The organism is Bradyrhizobium sp. UNPF46, from assembly GCF_006658625.1.
GTDB lineage: Bacteria > Pseudomonadota > Alphaproteobacteria > Rhizobiales > Xanthobacteraceae > Bradyrhizobium > Bradyrhizobium nitroreducens.
Genome location: NZ_LFJB01000006.1, coordinates 15,214 through 37,042 on the forward strand (window position 1 = coordinate 15,214; position 21,829 = coordinate 37,042).

Below are 21,829 nucleotides of genomic sequence, written 5' to 3' on the forward strand. Positions count from 1 at the left end.
AGAAGCATCATGCCGAAATTCGACGCCAACCTCACCATGCTCTTCAACGAGATGCCGTTCCTCGACCGCTTTGCTGCGGCGAAGGCGGCGGGCTTCTCGGGGGTCGAATATCTCTTTCCCTATGATTTCGACAAGGCGCAGCTGCGCGAGCAGCTTGAGGCGCATGGGCTGACGCAAGTGCTGCACAATCTCCCCGCCGGTAACTGGGCCGGCGGCGAGCGCGGCATCGCGATCCTGCCTGACCGCACCGCCGAATTCCGCGACGGCGTGTTCCGCGCCATCGACTATGCCAAGGCGCTTGATTGCGAGCAGCTCAACTGCCTCGTCGGCATCGCGCCTGCCGATGCCGACCCGCGCGAGCTTCAGGAGACGCTGGTGGGAAACCTGCGCTTTGCGGCCTCGACGCTGGCGCGGGAAAACATCAAGCTGCTGGTCGAGCCGATCAACACGCTCGACATTCCCGGCTTCTTCCTCAACGGCACCGAGCAGGCGATCCAGCTGATCTCGGAGGTGCGGTCGAACAACCTGTTCGTCCAGTACGACATCTATCACATGCAGATCATGGAGGGCGATCTCGCCCGCACCATGCAGGAATACCTGCCGGAGATCGCCCACATCCAGCTCGCCGACAATCCCGGCCGTCATGAGCCCGGCACCGGCGAGATCAACTATCCCTTCCTGTTCCGCCATCTCGACGCGATCGGCTATCGCGGCTGGATCGGCTGCGAGTACAAGCCGCGCACCACGACGCTGGAAGGCCTCTCCTGGCATGCCGCGCAGACCTTCGAGACGTAGTCATAGCCACGGTCACGGTGGGCTCCCTCTCCCGCTTGCGGGGGAGGGCTGGGGTGAGGGTGCCTCCGCAATGGGGCTCGTGAGATGCGTCCATAATCCCAATGCGGACAGAACTCTCACCCGGCGCTTCGCGCCGACCTCTCCCGCAAGCGGAAGAGGCGCACCGAGTCCGCGGATCGACTTAGCCTGAACAAAGAGGAATGATTTGACATGATCGACATTGGCTTCATCGGACTTGGCACCATGGGACGGCCGATGGCCGGCCATCTTCTGGCCGCGGGCCATCGCGTGCTCCTGCACGACGTTGCGCCGGTCGCGCCCGAGCTGATTGCCGCGGGCGGCATCGCATGCAAATCGGCCAAGGAGGTCGCGGAGGAGGCGGACGCCGTCATCATCATGGTGCCGGATACGCCGCATGTGGAGGCCGTGCTGTTCGGCAAGGACGGCGTTGCGAGCGGCATCTCCAAGGGCAAGATCGTCGTCGACATGAGCTCGATCTCGCCGCTGGCGACGAAGGAGTTTGCCAAGAAGATCGAGGCACTGGGAGCGGACTATCTCGATGCGCCGGTGTCGGGCGGGGAGGTCGGCGCGAAAGCTGCGAGTCTGACCATCATGGTCGGCGGCCCGGAGCGGGCCTTCGGCACCATGAAACCGATCTTCGACAGGATGGGCAAGAACGTCACCCATGTCGGCGCCAATGGTGACGGCCAGACCACGAAAGTCGCCAACCAGATCATCGTGGCCTTGACGATCGAGGCCGTGAGCGAGGCGCTGCTGTTCGCGTCCAAGGCCGGTGCGAACCCTGCGCTGGTGCGCAAGGCGCTGATGGGCGGCTTTGCCTCCTCGCGCATCCTCGAGGTGCATGGCGAGCGGATGGTGAAGCGCAATTTCGATCCGGGTTTCCGGATCGAGCTGCACCAGAAGGATCTCAATCTTGCACTCGAAGGCGCGCGCGCGCTGGGCCTGTCGCTGCCGAGCACGGCGGTGGCGCAGCAATTGTTCTCGTCCTGCACCGCGCATGGCGGCAAGGCCTGGGATCATTCCGCGATGGTGCGGGCGCTGGAACTTATGGCGGGCCACGAGATCGCCGTGGCGTAACTGTTACGCGGTAACAGTCTCCAGTTTTGCCGCATCCTTCGGCTCCCGGGAACCGGAACAATGATCCGGCGCGGCGGTTGAAGGCGCAGGACAATCACTGGAGACAAACAACATGAAAACCCGTCTTGCGATCTCGTTGGCTGCCGCGTCGCTGCTGGCGTCGAGTGTGGCCTTTGCTCAGTCGACGACCGAACAGGGCGCCAGGGACGGCGCGCGTGCGGGTGGCGACATCGGCGGTCCGATCGGCGCGATGGTCGGCGGCACCGTCGGTGCGGCGGTCGGCGCGGGTCTCGAAATTCCGAATGCGGTGCTGGGTGGCATTCCGCGCAGCGACTCTGTCGTCGTAGAGGAGCGCGTCGTGGTGGGCGAGCCGTTGCCACCGACCGTGGTGCTCCGCCCCGTGCCGAACTATACCGAATATCGCTATGCGGTCGTGAACGATCGCCGTGTGATCGTCGAGCCGCGGACCCGCCGCGTCGTCAAGATCATCGACTGATCGGCCGCATTGCTAAGTGTTGAGAAGATGAGCCCTGCGGAGTGTCACTCCGCGGGGCTTTCGCTCGTTACCGCAGGGTTTGCGCGGAACCGGGAGAACAGCCAATCGGCTCCGGCCGCGAGCGCAAAGCCGGTGCAGGCGGTCAGCGCATCGACCAGAAAATCCTCCAGCCGCGCGTGGCGCCCGGGTGCCCAAAATTGCATCAGCTCGAGCACGCCGATCAGGACCACCGCGGCAGCTGCGATCAGCAGGCGCCGGCGCCGATAGGCAAGGCCGAAGGCCAGCCCCACCAGGATGAATGCGAGTGCATGCTCGCCGTCCTGGCCGAGGTCGGAATGGGGCCGTAGGCCGGGGGGACCGAGTGTGGCGAAAGTGACGGCAGCCGCGAGCAGCCAGGCAATGGATCGAACCAAAATGGACATCCGATCCGCTTAGCACGGATCGGCAGCGGACCGGTACCGTCGCTGCATCAGATCGCCGTGTAGTTAATGACGAAACGTTAAAGTGGCTCGCGTACGCCGAGCCCGTGCATGAAGCGTTCCCGGATCTGCACGGGATCGCGTCGTGTGGTGCCGACGCCCGGCTTGTCGTCGATGCGGACGGCGATCAAATGGGGCTCGACGGCGGACATGGCCTCTTCGACCAGCCGTTCGAAATCCTCCTCGTTCGCGGCCCAGGCGCTGTTGGCAAGGCCGGAGCCGGTGGCGATGGCAACGATGTCGGCGACACTCGCCGCAGGCGTCGGCTGCGCTCCGGTAATCTGGTAGATGCCGTTGTCCATCACGATCATGATGAGGTTCTTCGGCTTCAGGGTCGCGATGGTCGAGAGCGCGCCGAGCTGCATCAGCAGCGAGCCGTCGCCTTCGAGGGCGAAGACGCGGCGGTCGGGTTGCGCCAGCGCCACGCCGAGCGCGATCGGGAAGGCCAGCCCCATGCTGCCCAGCATGTAGAAATTCTGCGGGCGGTGGCCGGCGGCCCAGAGGTCGAAATTGGTGTTGCCGATGCCGCCGATCACGGCCTCCTCGTGCTTGAGCTTTCCGATCAGGCGCGAGGTCACATCGAAGCGGTTCATCACCTTGGTGTTGCGCGTATCCATGGAGGCGCTCACTTGTCGAATGTCTTGCCGCCCGTGAGCAGCGGATTGAGGATCAGGGCCACCGGCGCCTGGGTGGTGACGGCCTGCTTGATCGAGCGGTCGGTGATGAATTCGAGCTCGTCGAGCCGGGTGATGGTGTGGTGCTCCAGCGCCAGCGAGTCCAGCACCGGGCGCATGGTTCGGCAGACCAGCGACTGGCCGTAGTTGAACTCGCCGAGCGTGCCGCGCTCGGAGACGAACATGATCAGCGGGATCTGGTAGGGCACCGCAAGCGAGGCCAGCACGTTGGCGAGCGTGGCAAAGCCCGAGGTCTGCATCAGCACCGCGCCGCGCCGACCGCCCATCCAGGCGCCGGAAACGATGCCGACCGCCTCCTCCTCGCGCGCAGTGGCGAAGGTGGTGAAGAAGGGATCGGCATGCAGGTTCGAGATCAACGGGGTCAGCACGCGGTCGGGCACGTAGGGGACGAGGCTGATCTCGTTCCGCTTCAGGGTTTGCAGGACGATGCCGTGCCAGCTCTTGTCGCCGGCCCCCGGTGCCACCTGGGGCGAAGTCTGCTGTTGCGCAATCGCCATTGCGTTCTCCCTCGTGCCGCGCATGCTTCTTCTTCGGCCGTCGCGGCTGTCGGCCGAACTTGACGGAGCCGGCGGGATTGTCAACATGTCCGGGCCGGCACCGTGATCTGCGCCAGACGGCCTGCCGTGGCCGGCACCGCCATGTCATAAGCGGCGACAACGAGAAATGGGAGGGAGGCACGGACGCAGCGCATCGCGCTGACCTTAAGTCGCCCTTCGAGAGAGCCGGAAGGGTCCTGATGTCCGTCAACAGCAAGCGCGTCTTCTACGTCAAATACCTGGCCAATCCGATCTATGTCGACATCCTGAAGGCGCGGCCCGACGTCCGGCTCGATCGCATCGAGAACGAGAGCCCGGAAGACTTCTACGCGCCGATCCTGAGCGCGGCGCATGTCTACCAGATCGGCGCGGCCCGCGACGAGCTCGCGCCGCATTTCCATGTCGATGCCGCCTTCCTGAAGCGCACGCCGAACCTGCTGCTGGTTTCCAGCAACGGCGCGGGCTTCGACCCCGTCGATGTCGAGGCCTGCACCGAGGCGGGCGTGCTGGTCGTCAACCAGTCCGGCGGCAACGCCCATTCGGTCGCCGAGCACGCGCTGGCGATGATGCTGACGCTGTCCAAGCGCATCATCCAGTCCGATCGCCGCCTGCGCCGGGAAGCCAACGTCAACCGCAACGACCTCGTCGGCAACGAGGTCGAGCACAAGACCGTCGGCGTCATTGGCCTCGGCAATGTCGGCCGCCGCATTGCCGCGTTGTGCAAGGGGCTGCTCGGCATGAAGGTGCTGGCCTATGACCCCTATCTCTCCGCCGATGTGATGGCCGAGCGGGGCGGCGAGAAGGTCGAGCTCGACGAGCTCTTGCGCCGCTCCGATTTCGTCTCGATCTCCTGTCCGCTCGACAAGGGCAGCCGCAACATGATCAGCACGCGCGAGTTTGCGCTGATGCAGCCGCATGCCTATTTCATCACCACGGCGCGCGGCTTCATCCACGACGAGGATGCGCTGCTCCAGGCGCTGCGCGACAAGCGCATCGCCGGTGCCGGCCTCGACGTCTGGTCCAAGGAGCCGCCGCCACCGGAGCATCCGCTGCTCCAGTTCGACAACGTGCTGGCGAGCCCGCACACCGCGGGCGTGACCATCGAGGCGCGCCAGAACATGGGCCGCATCGCGGCCGAGCAGGTGCTGGACACGCTCGACGGCAAGCGCCCGCCGCGCATCATCAATCCCGAGGTCTGGCCGGCTTACGCGGCGCGTTTCAAGCAGGCGTTCGGGGTGATGCCGGGGTAGCGGCGCAGAGGTCAGCGCGCTCCGATCATTGGTTAGCGCGAGGCAAAGGCAAAGCGCCGCATCTTATCGATCGGGGAAGTGAACGCGTATCACTTGTCCTGTAATTGAAAGTCCATGAGCATCTTCTCGATTGCGACATCCGGACTTTCCGCGGCGAGTTTGCGTGTGAACGTTGCCGCGAGCAACATCGCCAACGTTCAAACGACCGGCCCGCTGCCAGCGTCGGCCGGATCGGGCTCATCGGCCGCGACAGGCGGTTCGGGCATCGCTCCGACGTTTCCCGCGGCTTATGTGCCGCTGCGCGTCGATCAGGTGTCCCAATCGAGCGGCTCGACGCCCGGCGGCACGATCGCGACCGTGTCGACGGTGTCGCCGAGCTATACTGCACAATCCGATCCAGGCGCTCCCTTCGCAAACCAGGATGGCCTGGTCGCAGCGCCGAATGTCGATATCGCCAACGAATTCGCGCAACTGGCGGCCGCAAAGTACAGCTTCATTGCCAATGCGAAGGTCATTCAGGCCTATTCCGAGACGGAAAAGTCGCTGCTCGACATCACCACATGAGGTCGGACTGCTGCCTGAATGGGCGGCGGGAACCTTGCCGGCCTTGATCCGCGTCAAAATCTCCATCCCCCAAGAGCTTAAATGGGATTAGAGTGCTGCCGGGGCAGCAGGAGGTCCCATGTCCACTTATGTCGTCAGGTTCATGAAGGACGTGCTCGGGGAGTACGGCCGGCAGAGCGAGGTCTGTCAGGGCACGCTCGAGATCGATGCCGCCGACGAGGACGAAGCCAGGGAGCGGGCGAAGGCGCGGTTTTGCAAGGACCAGGCGTTGTGTCACTGGTCGCTGCATGCCGATCGCATCCACGTCAGACCGGCTGACTTTCCCTCGTAAGCCTCACCGGCCGGGTGCCGCTGCCGGCGGCGGCGCGGTGACGCCCGCGCCGAGCGAGCGCTGCACCATGACTGTGTCGGACCAGCGGCCGTGGCGATAGGCGACGCCGCTGAGCAGGCCGGCGCGCGCGAAGCCGAACTTCTCGTGCAGCGCCAGCGAGGGCGCATTGTCCGCATCGATATAGCCGATCATCTGGCGGAAGCCGGCCGCCGCGCAGGCGTCGATCAGTTCCTGCAGCAGCAGCCGTCCGACCCCACGGCCGAGATGGGCGTGATGGACGTAGATCGAGTGCTTGGCCGTGTAGCGATAGGCCGGACGCTTGCGGAACAGCACGGCGTAGGCATAGCCGACCACCTCGCCGCGAAAGGTCGCGACCAGATGCGGCAGGCGGGTCTGCTTCAGGTTCTTGCGCCGGTCGCGCAAATCGTCCGGCTCGGGTGCGCCGGTTCCCTCGACATCGCGCGGCACGCCATTGCGGACGTGATGGCGATAGATCGCCAGCATCGCCTCGACGTCGCTCTCGCGTGACGGCCTGACCAGGACGGGTTCGTCACTCACGCGCACGGCTGTTTCGTTCATCGGCACCTACTCGGCAACGACGTAAGTATAGAGTCCAATGCGGCCGCTTGCATCGACCTCCTTGTAGACGCCCTGGATTTCGACGTCGAAGCCGGGAAAGTTGTTGAAGCAGGTTTCGAACATCTTGAGGTAATCGATCATCGGTTTGGCCCGTTCCGTCAGGCGCTCGCCGGGTACGATGGTGGCGATGCCGGGCGGATAGACCACGAAAGGCGTCGTGGCGATGCGGCCCGCGATCGCTTCGATCGGCAGATAATCGACGTCGTTGCGGAACAGATAGCGCGCGGCATCGCGGGGCGACATCGCGATCTCGGGCATGTGCTCGGGCATGAATTGCTTCGCCTGGAGCAGGCTGACATTGGCAGCGCGGAAGAAGCGATGCATGTCGCCGCAAAGATCGCGTAGCCGCACACCAGCATAGCGCGCCTGCCGCCGCTGGTGGAATTCCGGGATCGCGTCCGCCAGCAGCGCATTGTCGTCATGCAGCCTCTTGAACGCGACGAGGCCGGAGATCAGCGTGCCGGCCTTGCTCGCCTCGACACCGGGCGTGAGCAGGAACAGCAGGGAGTTGAGGTCGTTCTTCTCGGGGACGATGCGGTTCTCGCGCAGATATTGGGCGACAACGGGTGCGGGGATGCCGTGCTCGGCATAGGCGCCGGTCGCGCGGTCGAACCCGGGGGTGAGCAGCGTCAGCTTGTTCGGATCGGTCATGGCAAAGCCTTCCGCGAGATCGGGAAAGCCGTGCCAGTTGGTATCCGGAGAGAGTTGCCACAGCGCGGGATTGGTGGCGAGCTCGTCGGTGGAGAGCGTCTCCCAGGCGACGTTGTGCACGGCGCCCGGGTGGCTGACGTCGGGAATGGCGACGCGGTCGGGAACGAAGGGCTCGAAGAACCAGCGACGATCGGGATTCTGCTCCTTCTCCTCGAACTCCCGGCGCATCGCCCGGATCTTCTTGCGCAGCTCGATGCCGAGGCGGATCGTGTCGTCCCACAGCACTTCGCCGGAGCGACCCTTCATCATCTGCGCGCCGACATCGAGAGAGGCGAACAATGGATAGAAGGGGGATGTGGAAGCGTGCTGCATGAAGCTTTCGTTGAAGCGGCGGTGCTCGACGCGTCGCTTCTGGCCACGGATGTGACGGTCCTTGATGTGGATCTGTGAGGCCTGCGAGAAGCTCGCGAGCTGCTTGTGGGTCGACTGCGTCGCGATGATGCCCGGTGCTTCCGGGGAAAGATTGGCAAGGCCCATGGCAAAGCGACCGGCGTAGAGCGGGTGGAATTTCATGAAGCCGGCCCAGGCCTCGTCGAACAGGATGTATTCGCAGAGATGGCCGATGCGCTTGATGATCATCTCGGCGCTGTGGATGGATCCGTCATAGGTGCACTGCTCGACCACGGCGACGCGGAACGGCCGTTCCTTGCGCCAGGCGTCCTTGTCGGTGACGAGCGGATGGTTGCGGATCGCCTCGCGCAGGGCCTTTTCGTCGAGGACGTCCCAGCGCATCGGGCCGATCAGTCCCCAGGCGTTGCGGACGGTCGGGACGTAGACCGGAATGCCGCCATTGATCATCAGCGCGCCGTGATGGGCGGCCTTGTGGTTGTTGCGGTCGAACAGCACGAGATCGCCGTCGGTGACGAGGGCGCCGAGCGCGACCTTGTTCGAGGTCGAGGTGCCGTTGAGCACGAAATAGGTCTTCTCCGCGCCGAAGATCGCTGCGGCCTCCTTCTGCGCCTTCAGGGCCGGGCCCTCATGGGTGAGGAGGTCGCCGAGGTCCAGCACGGAATTGTCGAGATCGTCGCGAAACACGGATTCGCCGAGATGCTCGACGAAGACCCGGCCGATCGGGCTGCGGTTGTAGAACACGCCGCCATTGTGGCCCGGACAGGTCCAGAGCTGGTTGCCTTCCTCGGCATAGTCGACCAGTGCCCCGAAGAACGGCGTCTTCAGCGTCTCGGCATATTGCTTCAGCCGGCTGATCAAATTCTTGGCGATGAAGGTCGGCGTTTCCTCCGACAGGAAGACATAGCCGTCGATGAAGTCGAGCACCTCGACCGGCAGGTCCTCGAAGCGCTTGCGCCGGATCAGGAGGATGATCGGGAAGTCGAGGCCGCGGCGCCGCATCAGATTGATCAGCGCCGAGGTCCTGCCTTCGAGGCCCTTCTTGCCCCAGTCCACCACCATGCAGCCGATCGCGGCATCCGTCTGCACCGCCATCTCGGCGTCCTCCAGCTTGCGGGCCCGAACCACCTCGAAGCCGGAGCGCTGGATCTCCTCGATGATCTGGTTGAAGCGGACGCCTTCGAGATCGTCGGCGTCGAACATTGGTGCGGCGAACAGGAAGTTGAAGCGCTTGAAATAGTCCATGGTGTGTCCCGAATGTGCGAGAAGCACAGCTCTCGGCACATTCGATGACAGTTGGATGACAGCAGCGCCGGATGATTCCGGCTAGCGCTTCGCTTCGCCGAACACCACGGTGGGCACCGCGCGGTTGACGATTTCGCGCAGGGCGAAGCTCGATTGCACGCGCGCGACGCGCGGCAGGCGGGACAGCTCGGTGCGATGGATGCGCTCGAAATCCTGGATGTCGCGGGCGAGCACGATGAGGATGTAGTCGTCGGTACCCGACATCAGGAAGCAGCGCACCACGGAGGGGCATTTCACCACCTCCGCTTCGAAGGCCTTCAGCGCCTCGTCACTCTGGCTCTCCAGCGCGATCCGCACCAGCACGGTGGTGGTGAGCCCGAACTGCGCCAGGTCGAGCGCGGCCTGATAGGCCTGAATGTAGCCGTCGTCCTCGAGCACCTTCTGCCGACGTGCCAGCGCCGTGCTTGATAGCCCGACCTTGTTGGCAAGCTCGGTGTGGCTGGCACGCGCATTGGTCGTGAGTTCCGCGAGGATCGCGAGGTCTTTCCGGTCGAGGGCCAAGGTTTCGTTTCCAGCGTGAATGGGCGCCTTGGCGCCGGAAACCGGCGCGGGCCTGCCGAAACTAGCGGATATTTGCACGAAACCAAACCGGGCCCGTCGCTACGATGAGGAGCGGAATCAATCCGTTGGCGAAGGAGTTCAGGATGCGCGTCGGTGTTCCCAAGGAGATCAAGGTGCAGGAATATCGGGTCGGGCTCACCCCGGGCGCCGTTCGCGAATATGTCGCGGCCGGGCATCAGGTCACGGTCGAAACCGGCGCCGGCGCCGGCATCGGCGCGTCCGACGAGGTGTATCGGCGGGCAGGGGCTGCCATTGCCGAGAGCGCCCGCGATATCTTCGCCAGGTCGGACATGATCGTGAAGGTGAAGGAGCCGCAGAAGAGCGAGTGGGCTCAGCTCCGGGAAGGCCAGATTCTGTTTACCTATCTTCATCTTGCACCGGATCCGGAGCAGGCAAAGGGCCTGCTTGCCTCCGGCTGCACCGCGATCGCCTATGAGACCGTCACGGACGCGAGCGGTCACCTCCCGCTGCTCGCGCCGATGAGCGAAGTCGCCGGCCGCCTCGCCATCGAGGCCGCCGGCGCCGCGCTCAGGCGCTCGGCCGGTGGCCGCGGACTGCTGTTGGGCGGCGTGCCCGGCGTGCAGCCCGCGCGCGTGGTCGTGCTCGGCGGTGGTGTGGTCGGAACGCAGGCGGCGCGCATGGCCGCTGGGCTCGGCGCCGAGGTCACCGTGATCGACCGCTCGATTCCGCGCCTGCGCGAGCTCGACGATCTCTTTGCCGGACGCGTGCGTACCCGCTTCTCGACCATCGAATCGGTCGAGGAGGAGGTGTTCGCCGCCGACGTCGTGATCGGCGCCGTGCTCGTGCCCGGCGCCAGCGCGCCGAAGCTCGTCACCCGCGACATGCTGACATCGATGCGGCCCGGTGCCGTGCTGGTCGACGTCGCAATCGACCAGGGCGGCTGCTTCGAGACTTCGCACGCGACCACGCATACCGATCCGACCTACGAGGTCGACGGCGTCGTTCACTATTGTGTCGCCAACATGCCGGGCGCCGTGCCGGTAACCTCGAGCCAGGCCCTGAACAACGCGACTCTGCCCTTCGGCCTGATGCTGGCGAACAAGGGTTTTGCGGCGGTGCTGGAGAATCCGCATTTGCGCAACGGGCTGAATGTCCATCGCGGGCGGATTACCAACAAGGCGGTGGCGGAAAGTCTCGGGCTGGAATTCGCGCCGGTGGGGAGTGGGCTGGCGGCGTAGCGAAGCGATCCAGAGGGTGCACCGTCATCGCGGCAGCATCAACGCCTCGAGCCTTACCCCTTCGTCAGCCTGTACTGCCTGAGATCCGGGTCGTGCGTCATGCGCCAGTAATCCACGAACCGCCACGGCATTGCCGAGAACACGCGGCCGCTCGAGTTGCGGTAGTAGGTGCTCATGCCGGGATGGGTCCAGATCATGGCCTCGTGTTCGGCATCCACCTTCTGGACGTAGTCGTCGAGCACGTCCTGGCGGACGTCGATGGCGTCGAGGTTTTGCTCGATCATGGCGGCGAGACAGGCCGAGATGTAGCGGCTCTGGCATTCCGACTGGAAGATGACGCTGCCGCCATGGGCCGGCCCTGAATTCGGGCCGAGCATGCAGAAGAAATTGGGAAAGCCCGGCACGGTGAGGCCGAGGAAGGCGGTCGGATTGTCGTTGGCCCAGGCCTGCCGCAAATCCTTGCCGCCGCGGCCGGTGATGTTGAGGCGGGCTGCCATCTCCGTCACCTTGAAGCCGGTCGCGACCACGATGATGTCGGCGGGGCGGTGCTTGCCGTCGGCGGCAACGATGCCGGTCTCGTCGAAATGATCGATCGCGTCGGTGACGAGCTCGACATTGTCGCGCCGCAAGGTCTTGAACCAGTTGTTGTCGAGCAGGATGCGCTTGCCGTAGGGCGGATAGGTCGGCACGCATTTCGCGATTAGATCAGGCCGGTCCTTCAACTCGGTGAGGATGAAGTCGGTCAGCTCCTGGCGGTGCCGGTCGTTGCCCTTGTTGACCGCGCGCTCGGGGTGCGGCCAGGCCGGGTCCTTGCGCAGGAACGGCAGCAGGCCGTCGCCGTAGCGCCAGAACATGTTGAAGCGGTACCACTGCACATAGAACGGCAGGTGCGCCAGCAGCCAGCGCGCGCCCTCGCTGATCGGATCGGCGTAGCCCTTCACCGGCCGCGCCCATTGCGCGCTGCGCTGATAGACCGTGACCGAGGCGACGCGGCCGGCGATCGACGGCACCAGCTGCATCGAGGTCGCGCCGGTGCCGATCACCGCGACATGCTTGCCGTCGAGCTTGATGTCGTCCGACCACAGCGCCGAATGCAGGATCGTTCCCTTGAAGTCCTCCTCGCCCTTGAAGCGGGCACGGGAGGGGTCGTTGAGCTGGCCGATGGCCGAGACCAGCGCGGTGGATTCGATGGTCCCTTCGCCGTCCTTGGTTTTCAGCGTCGAGATCCAGCGCTGCCTGCTGTCGTCCCAGCGCGACGAGGTCAGTTCGGTGTTGACGCGCAGATGATCGCGGATGCCGTATTCGTCCGCGACCTTGAGCAGATAGCCGAGCAGCTCCTCGCGCTGGCAGAAGTAGCGGGTCCACGCATTGCCCGAGCCGAACGAATACGAATATGAATGGTTTGGCGTATCGACGCCGCAGCCGGGATAGCGGTTGATCCACCAGGTGCCGCCAAGCTCGGCGTTCTTCTCGACAATGGTGTAGGGGATGCCGAGATGGCCGAGCGCGACACCGAGCGCGATGGCGCAGACACCGGCGCCCACGATCAGGACGTGCTGGCGGGCAAGCTTCTCGTCAGAGGGACGCTTCGTCCATCGCGGCTCACGCGGCACAAAACCCATCTCCTCGCGCATCAGCGGCGCATATTCCGGCGCGACGTTCTCGCCGAGACAGACGCGCATCATCCTCAGCAGCAGTTCGTCGCCGGGATCGGTGACGACAGGCTTCGGCGTGCCATCGGCAAACAGCCTGACCACTGCGGCGCGGATCTCGTCCTGGGTCTCCCGTGGCACGCCGGCCTCGGGATCGGGGATGAGGCGGATATCGCGCTTCGGCAGGTAGGGCGGTTCGAGCCACTTCTCGTCGCCGGTCATGTGCACCAGCACCATCAGCAGGCAGCGGATGTCGCCCTCGGCGACCGCAGTAGTGAGGTCGAATGGCTCTTGCGGAGATGCGATGTTCATGGCGTGTCCTGATCTCCGGATGCAGTGAAGAGGCCGCGCGTCATCAGCTTGCGATAGGCGGAGATGACGTGGTCGGGCACGGCGGTGACACCGCCTTCCGAATAGGAATAGCGGCGGCTGAGATAGCCGCGCGCGCCCATCAGCATGTGGACGATGGCCTCGAACTCCTCGTCGCTGTAATCCCGGATCGCGCACGCCGTTCGCGCGCGACGCAAGATGCGGACATAGGCGACCGAGATGTTGTCGAGATGTTTCTGGTAGCCGTGAGGTGCAAAGAACTCGGCCTCGTTGAGGATGCGCAGGAATTCCGGCACCTCGCGGATGAAGTCGAAGAAGGCGGAGAAGCGCGCAATCTCCTGCCGCGCCGCATCCGCCGTGCCGGTGCGGGCGCGGATGAACTCGACCATGTCGAGGCCGATCTTTGGCAACAGCTGGTCGAGCAGTTCCTGACGGTTCTCGAAATGATTGTAGAAGGTGCCTTGCGCGACGCCGGCTTCTTCCGTGATGCGGGCGACGGAGGCCTCCGCATAGCCATGCTTGCCGACGACCTTGGTCGCGGCGTCAAAGATCTTCTGCTTGGTCCAGGCATTGCGCTCGACGCGGTTGAGCTTTGTCACCTTGGCATTCGCTTGCGTCATTCAGACGTCTCCAGCTCGGCGCGCAGCACGCGCTTGAGGATCTTTCCACTCGGGTTGCGCGGCAGGCTGTCGCGGATGACGAGCTGTTTCGGCACCTTGAAGCTCGCCAGCCGCGCGCGGCAATGATCGGTGAGGGCGGGGAGCTCGAGGCTGGCGCCCTCGGCCAGCACGACGACGGCGACCGGACGCTCGCCCCAGCGCGTATCGCGAAGGCCGATCACCGCGACTTCGCGCACTCCAGGCAGATCGTAGATGATGCGCTCGACCTCGGAGGAGGCGATGTTCTCGCCTCCGGAGATGATCATGTCCTTCTTGCGATCGGTCAGGTACAGGAATCCCTCGTCGTCGAGATAGCCGACGTCGCCGCTGCGGAGCCAGTCGCCGAAGAAGGCGGTTTCAGTCTTCTCCGGATCCTTCCAATAGCCGCGCGTGATCTTGGGCCCGCGCAGGCAGATCTCGCCGTTAACGTTCGGCGGCTGCGTCTTGCCGTCCTCGTCGCGGATCTCGATCTCGACATGGGCGATGGCACGGCCCGTTGATCCGATCTTCTCGATCTCGCGGCCGGCCTCCATGAAGGTGTCGCCGCCGACGGTCTCGGTGAGGCCATAGGCGTCGATATAGCGGGCGTTGCGGAAGAGTTTGGAAAAGGCGCGGATGCGCAGCTCCGGCGTCTTCTCGCCGCCGCCGATTGCCCATTTCAGGCTGGAGACGTCGTAGCGGTCGCGGGTCGGGCAGGTGAGCATCGCTGTGGTCATCACGGGCGCGAACCATGCGGCGTCGAGCCTGTCCTCCGCGATCGCCGCGAGCGCCGTCTCTGGCTCGAAATTGCGCTCGATGCGGATGAAGCCGCCATGCCAGAGCACGGCGATGCCGGGCAGGTCGAGCGCGCCGACGTGATAGAGCGGGCCGACGACGAGAAGGCGCGTGTCGGCGCTGAGGTCGAGTGCGATGGTCTGGTCGGCCGACTTCCAGTAGAAATTATCGTAAGTGAGCATCACGCCCTTGGGGCGGTCGGTGGTGCCCGAGGTGTACATCAGGCGCATCAGGTCTGATGGCTGGCGAACGTGCATGGGGGCTGGCGGCGTGCTGCCTGCCAGATGCGTGGCGCTCTGCTGCCCAGCCTCGTCGAGCACGACAGTCTTTGCGCCCGCGGCATTTGCCGCCAACTCCTCGTCGACGATCAGCAGGCGCGCACCGGCATTGGTGGCGATGTAGCCGACCTCGTCGCGCGAGAGGCGGAAGTTGATGGGCAGGAAGACCGCGCCGAGATGGCTGGTGGCGAAGACGAGTTCGAGGAACGCCGCACTGTTCTTCATGAGCACGGCGACGACATCACCGGCGCCGACGCCCTGTGCGGCAAGCCAGCCCGCGACCCCACGCACGCGCGCATCCAGGGCCGCGTAGGAAATCTCCTCGCCGCGATATTTCAGCGCAGGCCGCTCCGGCGTGCGCCGGGCATGGAAGGCGATGAAGCTCGACAGGTTGATCATTGCGCTTGTTTTGGGCCGGTTGCCGGCCTCGTTTCCTCCCAGATGAATTCTGACTCGTAATTCATCTTTGGCTTGACGTCACCCCTCTACCTCTGAAATCCTCGGAAACACGGAGACGAGACGATCTCCGGCAACAGACCAGGAAACGGGACCAGGAAACGCCGACCCGAAAGAGGGAGGGGAAAATGACGAGAACCCGCACGCCGGGCATCAGCCGCCGTTCAACACTGGCGCTGATGGGCGCCGGTGCGATGACGTTTGCCGCGCCGTGGGTGGCGCGCGCACAAGCCAAGACGATCAAGATCGGTATGCCGACGATCCTGTCAGGCCGCGTCGCTCAGCTCGGCACCTCCTCGCGCAATGCCGTGATGCTCGAGGTGGAGAAGGTCAACGCCGCGGGCGGCCTTGCCGGGCGTCAGATCGAGATGGTGGTCCGCGACTCCAAGGGCCAGCCGCAGGAAGCAGCCCGCGTCGCGCGCGAGCTCGTCAACACCGACGGCTGCGAGCTGCTGCTCGACGGCGAAGCGTCCTCCGGATCGTTCGCGGTGCATGAGGTCGCACGTGACCTCGGCGTGCTCTGCATCCACACCTGCTCGGAAGCCTCCTCGCTGACCGCCGATCCGAAGCAGCATATCCCGAACGCGTTCCGCTGCGTGCGCCAGGGCATCCACGATTCCATCGTCGGCGGCAGTTACGCCGCCGCGATCTCCAAGGCCAAGGGCCTGAAGAAATGGGCGACGTGCTCGCCCGACTACGCCTATGGCCGCGACACCACCGGCGAGTTCACGCTGTACCTGAAGCGCTTCGCGCCCGACGTCGAGATCATCAGCGAGTCCTGGCCAAAGCTGTTCCAGCCCGATTACACCGAGGTGGTGACGAAGATTTTGCAGGCCAAGCCGCAGGCGCTGTATTCCTGCCTGTGGGGCGGCGACCTCACCTCCTACATCGACCAGGCCAACATCTACGCGATGTTCGGCCAGATGGAGGTGTTCGCGGTCAACATGGCCGACTACACCGCGCTGACGGTGGTGAAGAACCTGCCCAAGGGCATCCACTCCGGCAATCGCTACATCAAGACGTTTCCGACCACGCCGGAGAATGCCGCCTGGGGCGATGCCTACAAGGCCAAGTACAACGAGTATCCGACCAACTGGTCGTGGCAGAACGCGACCGCGGTGATGTTCCTCGCCGAAGCCGCCAAGAAGGCGAATTCGGCCGACGGCAAGAAGCTCGCGGAGGTGCTGAAGGGCCTCACCATCAAGTGCCCGTTCGGCGCCGACGGAACCGTGACGATGCGTGGCGACGATCACACGCTGGTCGGCTACGCCATCGGCTGGGGCACCACGATCCCGCAGGAGCCTTATGTGCCCGAGGTCAAGGCCGGCGACTGGAAGACGATCTTCGAGCTCGAGGCCGAGTGGAAGAAGAGCAAGGGCTACACCTGAGTTGATGCGCGGCGGGGACGGGCGACCGTCTCCGCCGTTTTCGTTTGGCTCCCCGCGCCGCATCAGGCGCGCTGCAATGAAAGTGTTCCCGTGGATCTCGACGCGCTTGCCGGCTGCCTCTCCAGCTCCGCCTGCCTGGTGACGCAGACCACCAGCGGCCTCATCATCGGCATGCTGTTGTTTCTGGTCGCGGTCGGGCTGACCTTGATCTTCGGCGTGCTCAAGGTGGTCAATTTCAGCCACGGCGCCTTTTATATGTTCGGCGCCTATTTTGCGATGGCGGCCTATCAGCTCACCGGCAGTTTCGCGCTCGCGATGCTGGCGGGGGCGGCGGGCACCGCCATTCTCGGCCTGATCTTCGAACGCGTCTTCATGAGCCGCGTCTATGGCGCGGACGTCTTGATGCAGCTGCTCGTCTGCTACGCCTTCGTGCTGATCTTCGACGACGTCGTGCGCATCATCTGGGGGCCGGAATTCAAGTCGATGGGCATGCCGTCGGCGTTCCAGGTGATGCCGCTGTTCATCGCCGGCGGCGTGGTGCCGCCTTATTACCTGCTGCTGATCGGCGTCGCGCTTGTCGCGGCTGTCGTACTTGGCTTTGGTCTATCGCGCAGCCGCATCGGCAAGGTGATCCGCGCCGCCGCGCATAATCCCGGCATGGTGTCGGCGCTCGGCATCAACACCGGCCTGATCTATGGCGGCGTGTTCGCGCTCGGCGGCATGCTGGCGGGTCTTGCCGGTGCACTGGCCGCCCCGGTGCGCTCGCTGACGCCGGGGATGGGATTCTCCGTGCTGATCGAATCCTTCATCGTCACCGTGATCGGCGGCATGGGCTCGATCCTTGGTGCATTGATTGGCGCGCTGCTGCTCGGCCTCATCAGATCGTTCGGCTCGCTCGGCTTTCCGCTGTTCACGGAAGGCCTGATGTACCTGTTCATGGTGATCGTGCTGGTCTCCAAGCCCACCGGCCTGTTCGGCAAGGAGGCGGCATGACCGAGCTCGAGGCCGGACGCGCGCAAGCGCTGGCGCCGGTGCGCAGCGGCGCCGCGCTGCAACGCTATCGCGACGTGCTGATCGCGCTGGTTGCGTTCGCCGTGCTGGCGAGCCTGCCGCTGTTCACCGGCAGCAAGGCGCTGCTCGACTTCGTCATCCGCTGCTCGGCCTACGGCCTGTTCGCGACCTCGCTCAATCTCCTGGTCGGCTACACCGGCCTGACCTCGTTCGGCCACGGCATGTTCTTCGGCCTCGGTGCCTACAGCTTCGGCCTGATCATGCAGAAGCTCGGCGTTCCCATTCCGGTCGCTGTCGTCGCAACGCTGGCGATCACTGCCGTGATCGCTGCGATCATCGGCGCGATCTGCGTGCGGTTGAAGGAAATCTATTTCGCCTTCGTCACGCTCGCTTTCCAGATGCTGATCCACTCGACCATCCTGTCCTGGGCCTCCTTCACCGGCGGCGACCAGGGCCTGCGTGGCGGCATCCCCAGGCCCGCGTTCCTCGGCATCAACCTTGCCAACCACATTCATCTCTACATCGCGAGCTGCGCGCTTCTCGTTCTCGGCCTGCTCGCGATGCGCCAGATCGCGCAATCGCCGTTCGGCTACACGCTGCGCATGATCCGCGACAACGCCGCGCGCGCGAGCTTTCTCGGCATCGACGTCTGGCGTGCAAAGCTCACCGTGTTCGTGCTGGCGGCGCTGTTTGCGTCCATGGGCGGCATGGTGATGGCGCTGTTCGTCTCCGGCGCCTATCCGGAATTCGCCTATTGGACCATCTCGGGGGAAGCGATCTTCATCAACATGCTCGGCGGCGTCTCGACCTTCCTCGGGCCGATGGTCGGCACGGTGCTGCTCTTGTTGCTCAACGACACCGTAACGCGCTTCACCGAGTATCATGGCATCGTGCTCGGCGTGGTCATCCTGTTCTTCGCGCTGGGCCTGCGTAAAGGCCTGCTGGACTTCGTCGCCGAGTGGTTTTCGCAGCGCCGCGACGCAGGCGAGGGGCGCTAGCGATGCTCGAGATTTGCAACCTCGCAAAATCCTTCGGTGGCGTGAAAGCGACCAACGACGTCTCGCTCGACTTCCCCGACGGCTCGCTCACGGCCGTGATCGGCCCGAACGGCGCCGGCAAGAGCACGTTCTTCAATTTGATCACCGGCGCGCTGAGGCCGGACAGCGGTCAGGTGCTGCTCGACGGCGTCGATCTCGCCGGCCGCTCGCCGCCGGAGATCGTCCGTCACGGCATCGGACGTGCCTTCCAGGTCGCCAGCATCTTCAAATCGCTGACGGTGCAGGAGACCATGCTCGCCGCGGTCAGTGCCGATCAGCGCACCTCCGCGGTGCTGCACAAGCGCTTTCCGCTGCCCGAGACGCGCGACCGCGCCGAGCATGTGATGGAGCTGCTGGGGCTCGCCGGCAAACGCCATCGTACCGCTGCGACGCTCTCGCACGGCGACCAGAAATTGCTCGACATCGCGCTGGCGCTGGTGCTCGAACCAAAGGTATTGCTGCTGGACGAGCCGACCGCCGGCATGGGGCCGGAAGAACGCTGGCGCATGATCGACAAGGTGCGCGAACTCTGGGAGACCCAGAAGATCACCGTGGTCTTCATCGAGCACGACATGGACATCGTGTTCAAGATCGCGCCCAAGATCGTCGTGCTGTGCTACGGCCGCATTCTCGCCACCGGCACGCCCGACGAGATCCGCAACAACAGCGCCGTGATCGACGCCTATCTCGGCACAGATCATGCGGGAGCCGCCGCATGAGCGCCGCCGTCATCGAAGTTGCCGATCTCGACGTCTATTACGGCACAAGCCAGATCCTGTTCGGCGTCGGCCTGTCGGTGCGGCAGGGCGAGACCATGGCGCTGCTCGGCCGCAACGGCGCCGGCAAGTCGACGACGATGAAGGCGATCATGGGTCTTGCGCCGCCGCGGCGGGGCAAGGTCAGCTTGCGCGGTGCGGTGATCTCCGGCCAGAAGCCGCACACAATCGCACGCGCCGGCCTCGGCTTCGTGCCCGAGGATCGCCAGATCTTTCCGGAGCACAGTGTCGAGGACAATCTCGTCATCGGCCGCAAGAAGGGGCCGGAGGGCCAGGACGAATGGCCGATCAAGCGGATCTATGAGGTCTTCCCGCTGCTGGAGCCGCTGCGCCATCGCATCGCCGGGCGCCTTTCGGGCGGCGAGCAGCAGATGCTGGCGATCGCGCGCACGCTGATGGGCAATCCCGCGCTGCTGCTGTTGGACGAGCCGAGCGAGGGGCTCGCGCCGATCATCGTGCAACGGATCGGCGAGCTGCTGCGCCAGCTTCGAAGCATCGGATCGACCGTGCTGATCGCCGAGCAGAACATGCATTTCTGCCTCGGCCTTGCCAGCCATGCCACGGTGATCGACAAGGGACAGATCGTCTATGCCGCGGGAATCGACGAGCTGAAGGCCGACGATGCCATCCGGCGGCGTTACCTCGCCCTGTAAGCCGGCGCCGGTGCCTCTGTAGGCGGGAAGAAGAAAACCATTGCCTCGACATCGTCCCGCGGAAGGAGTTTCCCCTTCGGGAGGCAAAAACGCCAATCGCTTCCATTGCCGTTTCGGGCCGAAACGACGACATTCCCATCTGAAATTGATGGATTGGCCACGGTCATGGAACGCACTGGATTCGAGCCCTTCGGCGAGCAGCTGGTGTCCGCAACGGACGCCCAGCCGAAATCGCGTGCCTCGAAGCTCCTGCTGCGGGCCGGCACCACGCTGTTCTGGTCGCTGGTTGCGGGCATCGTGCTGGCGCGTGCGGCCTTCTTCGAGCCGGGCATCTATGACGGCTTCAGCCGGGTTGCCTCGCTCGCCAGGAGCCTGATCTTCTGATCCCCGATTATTCCGGGTTGAGGACAGAACTTCCCTCGGCCCTGATATGCCGAAAACTTATTCCCCATCGAGCTGACGCTGCGTATAAATATTTCTCCTCTGGGAGAGATTTGTGTCGCAGAATCAAGCATCCGGCCCGGCCGACGCCAAGCCGACCACAGCCGCTAGCCGCGTCGTCGCGCTGATTCCCGGCATTCTCCTCTGTATCGCCGTGGCCGGCGTTTCGGCCCTGCTCGAGCACCTGGAACTGGGGGTGTTCGAGCACCCCTATGTCGAGGCGCTGGTGATGGCGATCCTGCTCGGCATGGCGCTCCGCAGCTTCTGGAGACCGGCCCTGCGCTGGCAGGCCGGCATCGCCTTCAGCGCCAAGCAGCTGCTTGAGGTGGCCGTCATGCTGCTGGGGGCCTCGATCAGCTTCGCGGCCATCGCCGCCTCCGGCATTGCGCTTTTGGCCTCGATCGCCGCCGTCGTCGTGATCGCGCTCTGCGTCTCCTTCGGCCTCAGCCGGCTGCTCGGCCTGTCGACGCGGCTCTCGATCCTGATCGCCTGCGGCAACTCGATCTGCGGCAATTCGGCGATTGCAGCGGTGGCGCCCATCATCGGCGCCAACAACGACGAGATCGCATCCTCGATCTCCTTCACCGCGATCCTCGGCGTGATGATGGTGCTCGGCCTGCCGCTGTTGATCCCCCTGCTGCAACTGTCCGCCACGCAATACGGCATCCTCGCGGGCCTCACGGTCTATGCGGTGCCACAGGTGCTCGCGGCGACGGTGCCGGCGGGGCTCGTCTCGACGCAGATCGGCACGCTGGTGAAGCTGATGCGCGTCCTGATGCTGGGGCCGGTCGTCGTCGGCCTGTCGCTGATCGCCTCGCGCTGGCAGACCGACGCCAAGAAGACCAATGTCGGCTTCTTCCGCCTGGTCCCCTGGTTCATCCTCGGCTTCCTCGCGCTGGCGACGCTGCGCTCGCTGGAGATCGTGCCGGGCACGGTGGTGGGGCCGGTGACGAAGATCACGAGCTTTCTCACGGTGGTGTCGATGGCCGCACTCGGCCTCGGCGTCGACGTGCGCGTGCTGGCGAATGTCGGCGGCCGGGTGACGGCCGCAGTCACGCTGTCGCTGATGCTGCTGCTCGGCATCAGCATCGCGCTGGTGCACTGGTTCAAGTGAGGGACGGCGGTCGCGTACCCTCCCCTGGAGGGGGAGGGTCGATCGCGCGAAGCGCGAGCGGGGTGGGGTGATCGCTCCGCACCGGCAGTGCACAGGGCGGAGAGACTGTCACCCCACCCCGTCTCACATTCTCGCTACGCGCAATGTGAGCCGACCCTCGCCCTCCAGGCAGGGGAATCGCATGTGGTTTTGAGGGTGGTATTGCGCGGTCCAGCGATATGGATTCTGAAGAGGACTCCCGATTCGGCGTGGG

Annotated in this window: 23 protein-coding genes; 14 read left to right on the top strand and 9 right to left on the bottom strand. The window is 64.8% G+C overall.

Annotation, left to right across the window (positions count from 1 at the left end; genetic code table 11):
• Positions 1-9 precede the first annotated feature (9 nt).
• The 3 genes from hyi (at position 10) to UNPF46_RS03780 (ending at position 2,389) form a co-directional block, all read left to right on the top strand.
• Positions 10-795: a hydroxypyruvate isomerase gene (gene hyi / locus UNPF46_RS03765; RefSeq protein WP_142249086.1), complete on the top strand. Its 786-nt coding sequence runs from the start codon at positions 10-12 to the stop codon at positions 793-795.
• Positions 796-1,005: 210 nt separating this feature from the next.
• Positions 1,006-1,893, top strand: a complete 888-nt coding sequence (locus UNPF46_RS03775) for a 2-hydroxy-3-oxopropionate reductase (protein ID WP_142249087.1) — start codon at positions 1,006-1,008, stop codon at positions 1,891-1,893.
• Between the two features lie 112 nt (positions 1,894-2,005).
• Positions 2,006-2,389, top strand: coding sequence for a DUF1236 domain-containing protein (locus tag UNPF46_RS03780; protein WP_142249088.1), 384 nt, complete (start codon positions 2,006-2,008; stop codon positions 2,387-2,389).
• A gap of 44 nt (positions 2,390-2,433) precedes the next feature.
• On the opposite strand, the gene UNPF46_RS03785 is transcribed toward UNPF46_RS03780, so the two are convergent.
• The 3 genes from UNPF46_RS03785 to UNPF46_RS03795 all read right to left on the bottom strand — a co-directional run bounded on the left by UNPF46_RS03785 (position 2,434) and on the right by UNPF46_RS03795 (position 4,060).
• Positions 2,434-2,811: a VanZ family protein gene (locus UNPF46_RS03785; protein WP_100176619.1), complete on the bottom strand. Its 378-nt coding sequence runs from the start codon at positions 2,809-2,811 to the stop codon at positions 2,434-2,436.
• Positions 2,812-2,888: 77 nt separating this feature from the next.
• Complete coding sequence (locus UNPF46_RS03790; RefSeq protein ID WP_181769758.1) at positions 2,889-3,485, bottom strand: thiamine pyrophosphate-dependent enzyme; 597 nt, start codon at positions 3,483-3,485, stop codon at positions 2,889-2,891.
• A gap of 8 nt (positions 3,486-3,493) precedes the next feature.
• Positions 3,494-4,060, bottom strand: coding sequence for a thiamine pyrophosphate-binding protein (locus tag UNPF46_RS03795; RefSeq protein ID WP_142249090.1), 567 nt, complete (start codon positions 4,058-4,060; stop codon positions 3,494-3,496).
• A gap of 239 nt (positions 4,061-4,299) precedes the next feature.
• On the opposite strand from UNPF46_RS03795, the gene UNPF46_RS03800 reads away from it, so the two are divergent.
• The 3 genes from UNPF46_RS03800 (at position 4,300) to UNPF46_RS37285 (ending at position 6,244) form a co-directional block, all read left to right on the top strand.
• Positions 4,300-5,349: a hydroxyacid dehydrogenase gene (locus UNPF46_RS03800; protein ID WP_142249091.1), complete on the top strand. Its 1,050-nt coding sequence runs from the start codon at positions 4,300-4,302 to the stop codon at positions 5,347-5,349.
• Between the two features lie 114 nt (positions 5,350-5,463).
• On the top strand, positions 5,464-5,913 hold the full coding sequence (locus tag UNPF46_RS03805) for a flagellar basal body rod protein FlgC (protein ID WP_100176615.1): 450 nt from the start codon (positions 5,464-5,466) through the stop codon (positions 5,911-5,913).
• Between the two features lie 118 nt (positions 5,914-6,031).
• The gene (locus UNPF46_RS37285; RefSeq protein WP_174718872.1) at positions 6,032-6,244 is read left to right on the top strand and encodes a hypothetical protein; all 213 of its coding nucleotides are present in this window, start codon (positions 6,032-6,034) and stop codon (positions 6,242-6,244) included.
• A gap of 3 nt (positions 6,245-6,247) precedes the next feature.
• Here the strand turns inward: UNPF46_RS37285 and UNPF46_RS03815 are convergent, their stop codons facing one another.
• The 3 genes from UNPF46_RS03815 to UNPF46_RS03825 all read right to left on the bottom strand — a co-directional run bounded on the left by UNPF46_RS03815 (position 6,248) and on the right by UNPF46_RS03825 (position 9,748).
• The gene (locus UNPF46_RS03815) at positions 6,248-6,823 is read right to left on the bottom strand and encodes a GNAT family N-acetyltransferase (protein WP_181769759.1); all 576 of its coding nucleotides are present in this window, start codon (positions 6,821-6,823) and stop codon (positions 6,248-6,250) included.
• Positions 6,824-6,829: 6 nt separating this feature from the next.
• Positions 6,830-9,187 (bottom strand): Orn/Lys/Arg family decarboxylase, encoded by a 2,358-nt coding sequence (locus UNPF46_RS03820; protein WP_142249093.1) that lies wholly within the window; start codon positions 9,185-9,187, stop codon positions 6,830-6,832.
• Positions 9,188-9,268: 81 nt separating this feature from the next.
• On the bottom strand, positions 9,269-9,748 hold the full coding sequence (locus tag UNPF46_RS03825) for an Lrp/AsnC family transcriptional regulator (protein ID WP_174718870.1): 480 nt from the start codon (positions 9,746-9,748) through the stop codon (positions 9,269-9,271).
• Between the two features lie 143 nt (positions 9,749-9,891).
• Between UNPF46_RS03825 and ald the strand changes: the two genes are divergently transcribed.
• Positions 9,892-11,007 carry an alanine dehydrogenase gene (ald, locus tag UNPF46_RS03830; protein ID WP_100181091.1) on the top strand — a complete coding sequence of 372 codons (1,116 nt, stop codon included), beginning with the start codon at positions 9,892-9,894 and terminating at the stop codon, positions 11,005-11,007.
• Between the two features lie 53 nt (positions 11,008-11,060).
• Here ald and UNPF46_RS03835 read toward each other — a convergent pair whose 3' ends face one another.
• From UNPF46_RS03835 to UNPF46_RS03845, 3 genes are read right to left on the bottom strand one after another with little or no spacing between them, the layout of a single operon-like run.
• Positions 11,061-12,971: a flavin-containing monooxygenase gene (locus UNPF46_RS03835; protein WP_100176611.1), complete on the bottom strand. Its 1,911-nt coding sequence runs from the start codon at positions 12,969-12,971 to the stop codon at positions 11,061-11,063.
• Positions 12,968-13,609: a TetR/AcrR family transcriptional regulator gene (locus tag UNPF46_RS03840; protein ID WP_100176610.1), complete on the bottom strand. Its 642-nt coding sequence runs from the start codon at positions 13,607-13,609 to the stop codon at positions 12,968-12,970. The genes UNPF46_RS03835 and UNPF46_RS03840 overlap by 4 nt, the downstream gene beginning before the upstream one ends.
• Positions 13,606-15,099: an AMP-binding protein gene (locus UNPF46_RS03845; RefSeq protein WP_142249094.1), complete on the bottom strand. Its 1,494-nt coding sequence runs from the start codon at positions 15,097-15,099 to the stop codon at positions 13,606-13,608. Before UNPF46_RS03845 ends, UNPF46_RS03840 begins: the two co-directional genes overlap by 4 nt.
• 185 nt (positions 15,100-15,284) lie before the next feature.
• Between UNPF46_RS03845 and UNPF46_RS03850 the strand changes: the two genes are divergently transcribed.
• The 7 genes from UNPF46_RS03850 (at position 15,285) to UNPF46_RS03880 (ending at position 21,576) form a co-directional block, all read left to right on the top strand.
• Positions 15,285-16,544, top strand: a complete 1,260-nt coding sequence (locus UNPF46_RS03850; protein WP_142249095.1) for an ABC transporter substrate-binding protein — start codon at positions 15,285-15,287, stop codon at positions 16,542-16,544.
• Between the two features lie 90 nt (positions 16,545-16,634).
• Entirely contained in the window at positions 16,635-17,537 is a 903-nt protein-coding gene (locus UNPF46_RS03855; protein WP_100176607.1) for a branched-chain amino acid ABC transporter permease, read from the top strand.
• Positions 17,534-18,553 carry a branched-chain amino acid ABC transporter permease gene (locus UNPF46_RS03860; protein WP_142249096.1) on the top strand — a complete coding sequence of 340 codons (1,020 nt, stop codon included), beginning with the start codon at positions 17,534-17,536 and terminating at the stop codon, positions 18,551-18,553. The genes UNPF46_RS03855 and UNPF46_RS03860 overlap by 4 nt, the downstream gene beginning before the upstream one ends.
• 2 nt (positions 18,554-18,555) lie before the next feature.
• Positions 18,556-19,311 carry an ABC transporter ATP-binding protein gene (locus UNPF46_RS03865; RefSeq protein ID WP_142249097.1) on the top strand — a complete coding sequence of 252 codons (756 nt, stop codon included), beginning with the start codon at positions 18,556-18,558 and terminating at the stop codon, positions 19,309-19,311.
• Entirely contained in the window at positions 19,308-20,021 is a 714-nt protein-coding gene (locus tag UNPF46_RS03870; RefSeq protein WP_100176604.1) for an ABC transporter ATP-binding protein, read from the top strand. The genes UNPF46_RS03865 and UNPF46_RS03870 overlap by 4 nt, the downstream gene beginning before the upstream one ends.
• Positions 20,022-20,186: 165 nt before the next feature.
• Positions 20,187-20,405, top strand: a complete 219-nt coding sequence (locus UNPF46_RS03875; RefSeq protein WP_142249098.1) for a hypothetical protein — start codon at positions 20,187-20,189, stop codon at positions 20,403-20,405.
• A 112-nt stretch (positions 20,406-20,517) separates the two neighbouring features.
• A complete protein-coding gene (locus UNPF46_RS03880) occupies positions 20,518-21,576 on the top strand; it encodes a YeiH family protein (protein ID WP_142249099.1) in 1,059 nt (352 codons plus the stop codon).
• Positions 21,577-21,829: the final 253 nt, after the last annotated feature.

What these genes read in the sequence shown, in the direction of transcription:
- UNPF46_RS03875 (WP_142249098.1), top strand. Translation starts at nt 20,187, where the DNA reads ATGGAACGCACTGGATTCGAGCCCTTCGGCGAGCAGCTGGTGTCCGCA.
- UNPF46_RS03840 (WP_100176610.1), bottom strand. Translation starts at nt 13,609, where the DNA reads ATGACGCAAGCGAATGCCAAGGTGACAAAGCTCAACCGCGTCGAGCGC.
- UNPF46_RS03775 (WP_142249087.1), top strand. Translation starts at nt 1,006, where the DNA reads ATGATCGACATTGGCTTCATCGGACTTGGCACCATGGGACGGCCGATG.
- UNPF46_RS03835 (WP_100176611.1), bottom strand. Translation starts at nt 12,971, where the DNA reads ATGAACATCGCATCTCCGCAAGAGCCATTCGACCTCACTACTGCGGTC.
- UNPF46_RS03800 (WP_142249091.1), top strand. Translation starts at nt 4,300, where the DNA reads ATGTCCGTCAACAGCAAGCGCGTCTTCTACGTCAAATACCTGGCCAAT.
- UNPF46_RS03795 (WP_142249090.1), bottom strand. Translation starts at nt 4,060, where the DNA reads ATGGCGATTGCGCAACAGCAGACTTCGCCCCAGGTGGCACCGGGGGCC.
- UNPF46_RS03820 (WP_142249093.1), bottom strand. Translation starts at nt 9,187, where the DNA reads ATGGACTATTTCAAGCGCTTCAACTTCCTGTTCGCCGCACCAATGTTC.
- UNPF46_RS03805 (WP_100176615.1), top strand. Translation starts at nt 5,464, where the DNA reads ATGAGCATCTTCTCGATTGCGACATCCGGACTTTCCGCGGCGAGTTTG.
- hyi (WP_142249086.1), top strand. Translation starts at nt 10, where the DNA reads ATGCCGAAATTCGACGCCAACCTCACCATGCTCTTCAACGAGATGCCG.
- UNPF46_RS03815 (WP_181769759.1), bottom strand. Translation starts at nt 6,823, where the DNA reads ATGAACGAAACAGCCGTGCGCGTGAGTGACGAACCCGTCCTGGTCAGG.
- UNPF46_RS03865 (WP_142249097.1), top strand. Translation starts at nt 18,556, where the DNA reads ATGCTCGAGATTTGCAACCTCGCAAAATCCTTCGGTGGCGTGAAAGCG.
- UNPF46_RS03850 (WP_142249095.1), top strand. Translation starts at nt 15,285, where the DNA reads ATGACGAGAACCCGCACGCCGGGCATCAGCCGCCGTTCAACACTGGCG.
- UNPF46_RS03790 (WP_181769758.1), bottom strand. Translation starts at nt 3,485, where the DNA reads ATGGATACGCGCAACACCAAGGTGATGAACCGCTTCGATGTGACCTCG.
- UNPF46_RS03785 (WP_100176619.1), bottom strand. Translation starts at nt 2,811, where the DNA reads ATGTCCATTTTGGTTCGATCCATTGCCTGGCTGCTCGCGGCTGCCGTC.
- UNPF46_RS03870 (WP_100176604.1), top strand. Translation starts at nt 19,308, where the DNA reads ATGAGCGCCGCCGTCATCGAAGTTGCCGATCTCGACGTCTATTACGGC.
- UNPF46_RS03845 (WP_142249094.1), bottom strand. Translation starts at nt 15,099, where the DNA reads ATGATCAACCTGTCGAGCTTCATCGCCTTCCATGCCCGGCGCACGCCG.
- UNPF46_RS03860 (WP_142249096.1), top strand. Translation starts at nt 17,534, where the DNA reads ATGACCGAGCTCGAGGCCGGACGCGCGCAAGCGCTGGCGCCGGTGCGC.
- UNPF46_RS37285 (WP_174718872.1), top strand. Translation starts at nt 6,032, where the DNA reads ATGTCCACTTATGTCGTCAGGTTCATGAAGGACGTGCTCGGGGAGTAC.
- UNPF46_RS03780 (WP_142249088.1), top strand. Translation starts at nt 2,006, where the DNA reads ATGAAAACCCGTCTTGCGATCTCGTTGGCTGCCGCGTCGCTGCTGGCG.
- ald (WP_100181091.1), top strand. Translation starts at nt 9,892, where the DNA reads ATGCGCGTCGGTGTTCCCAAGGAGATCAAGGTGCAGGAATATCGGGTC.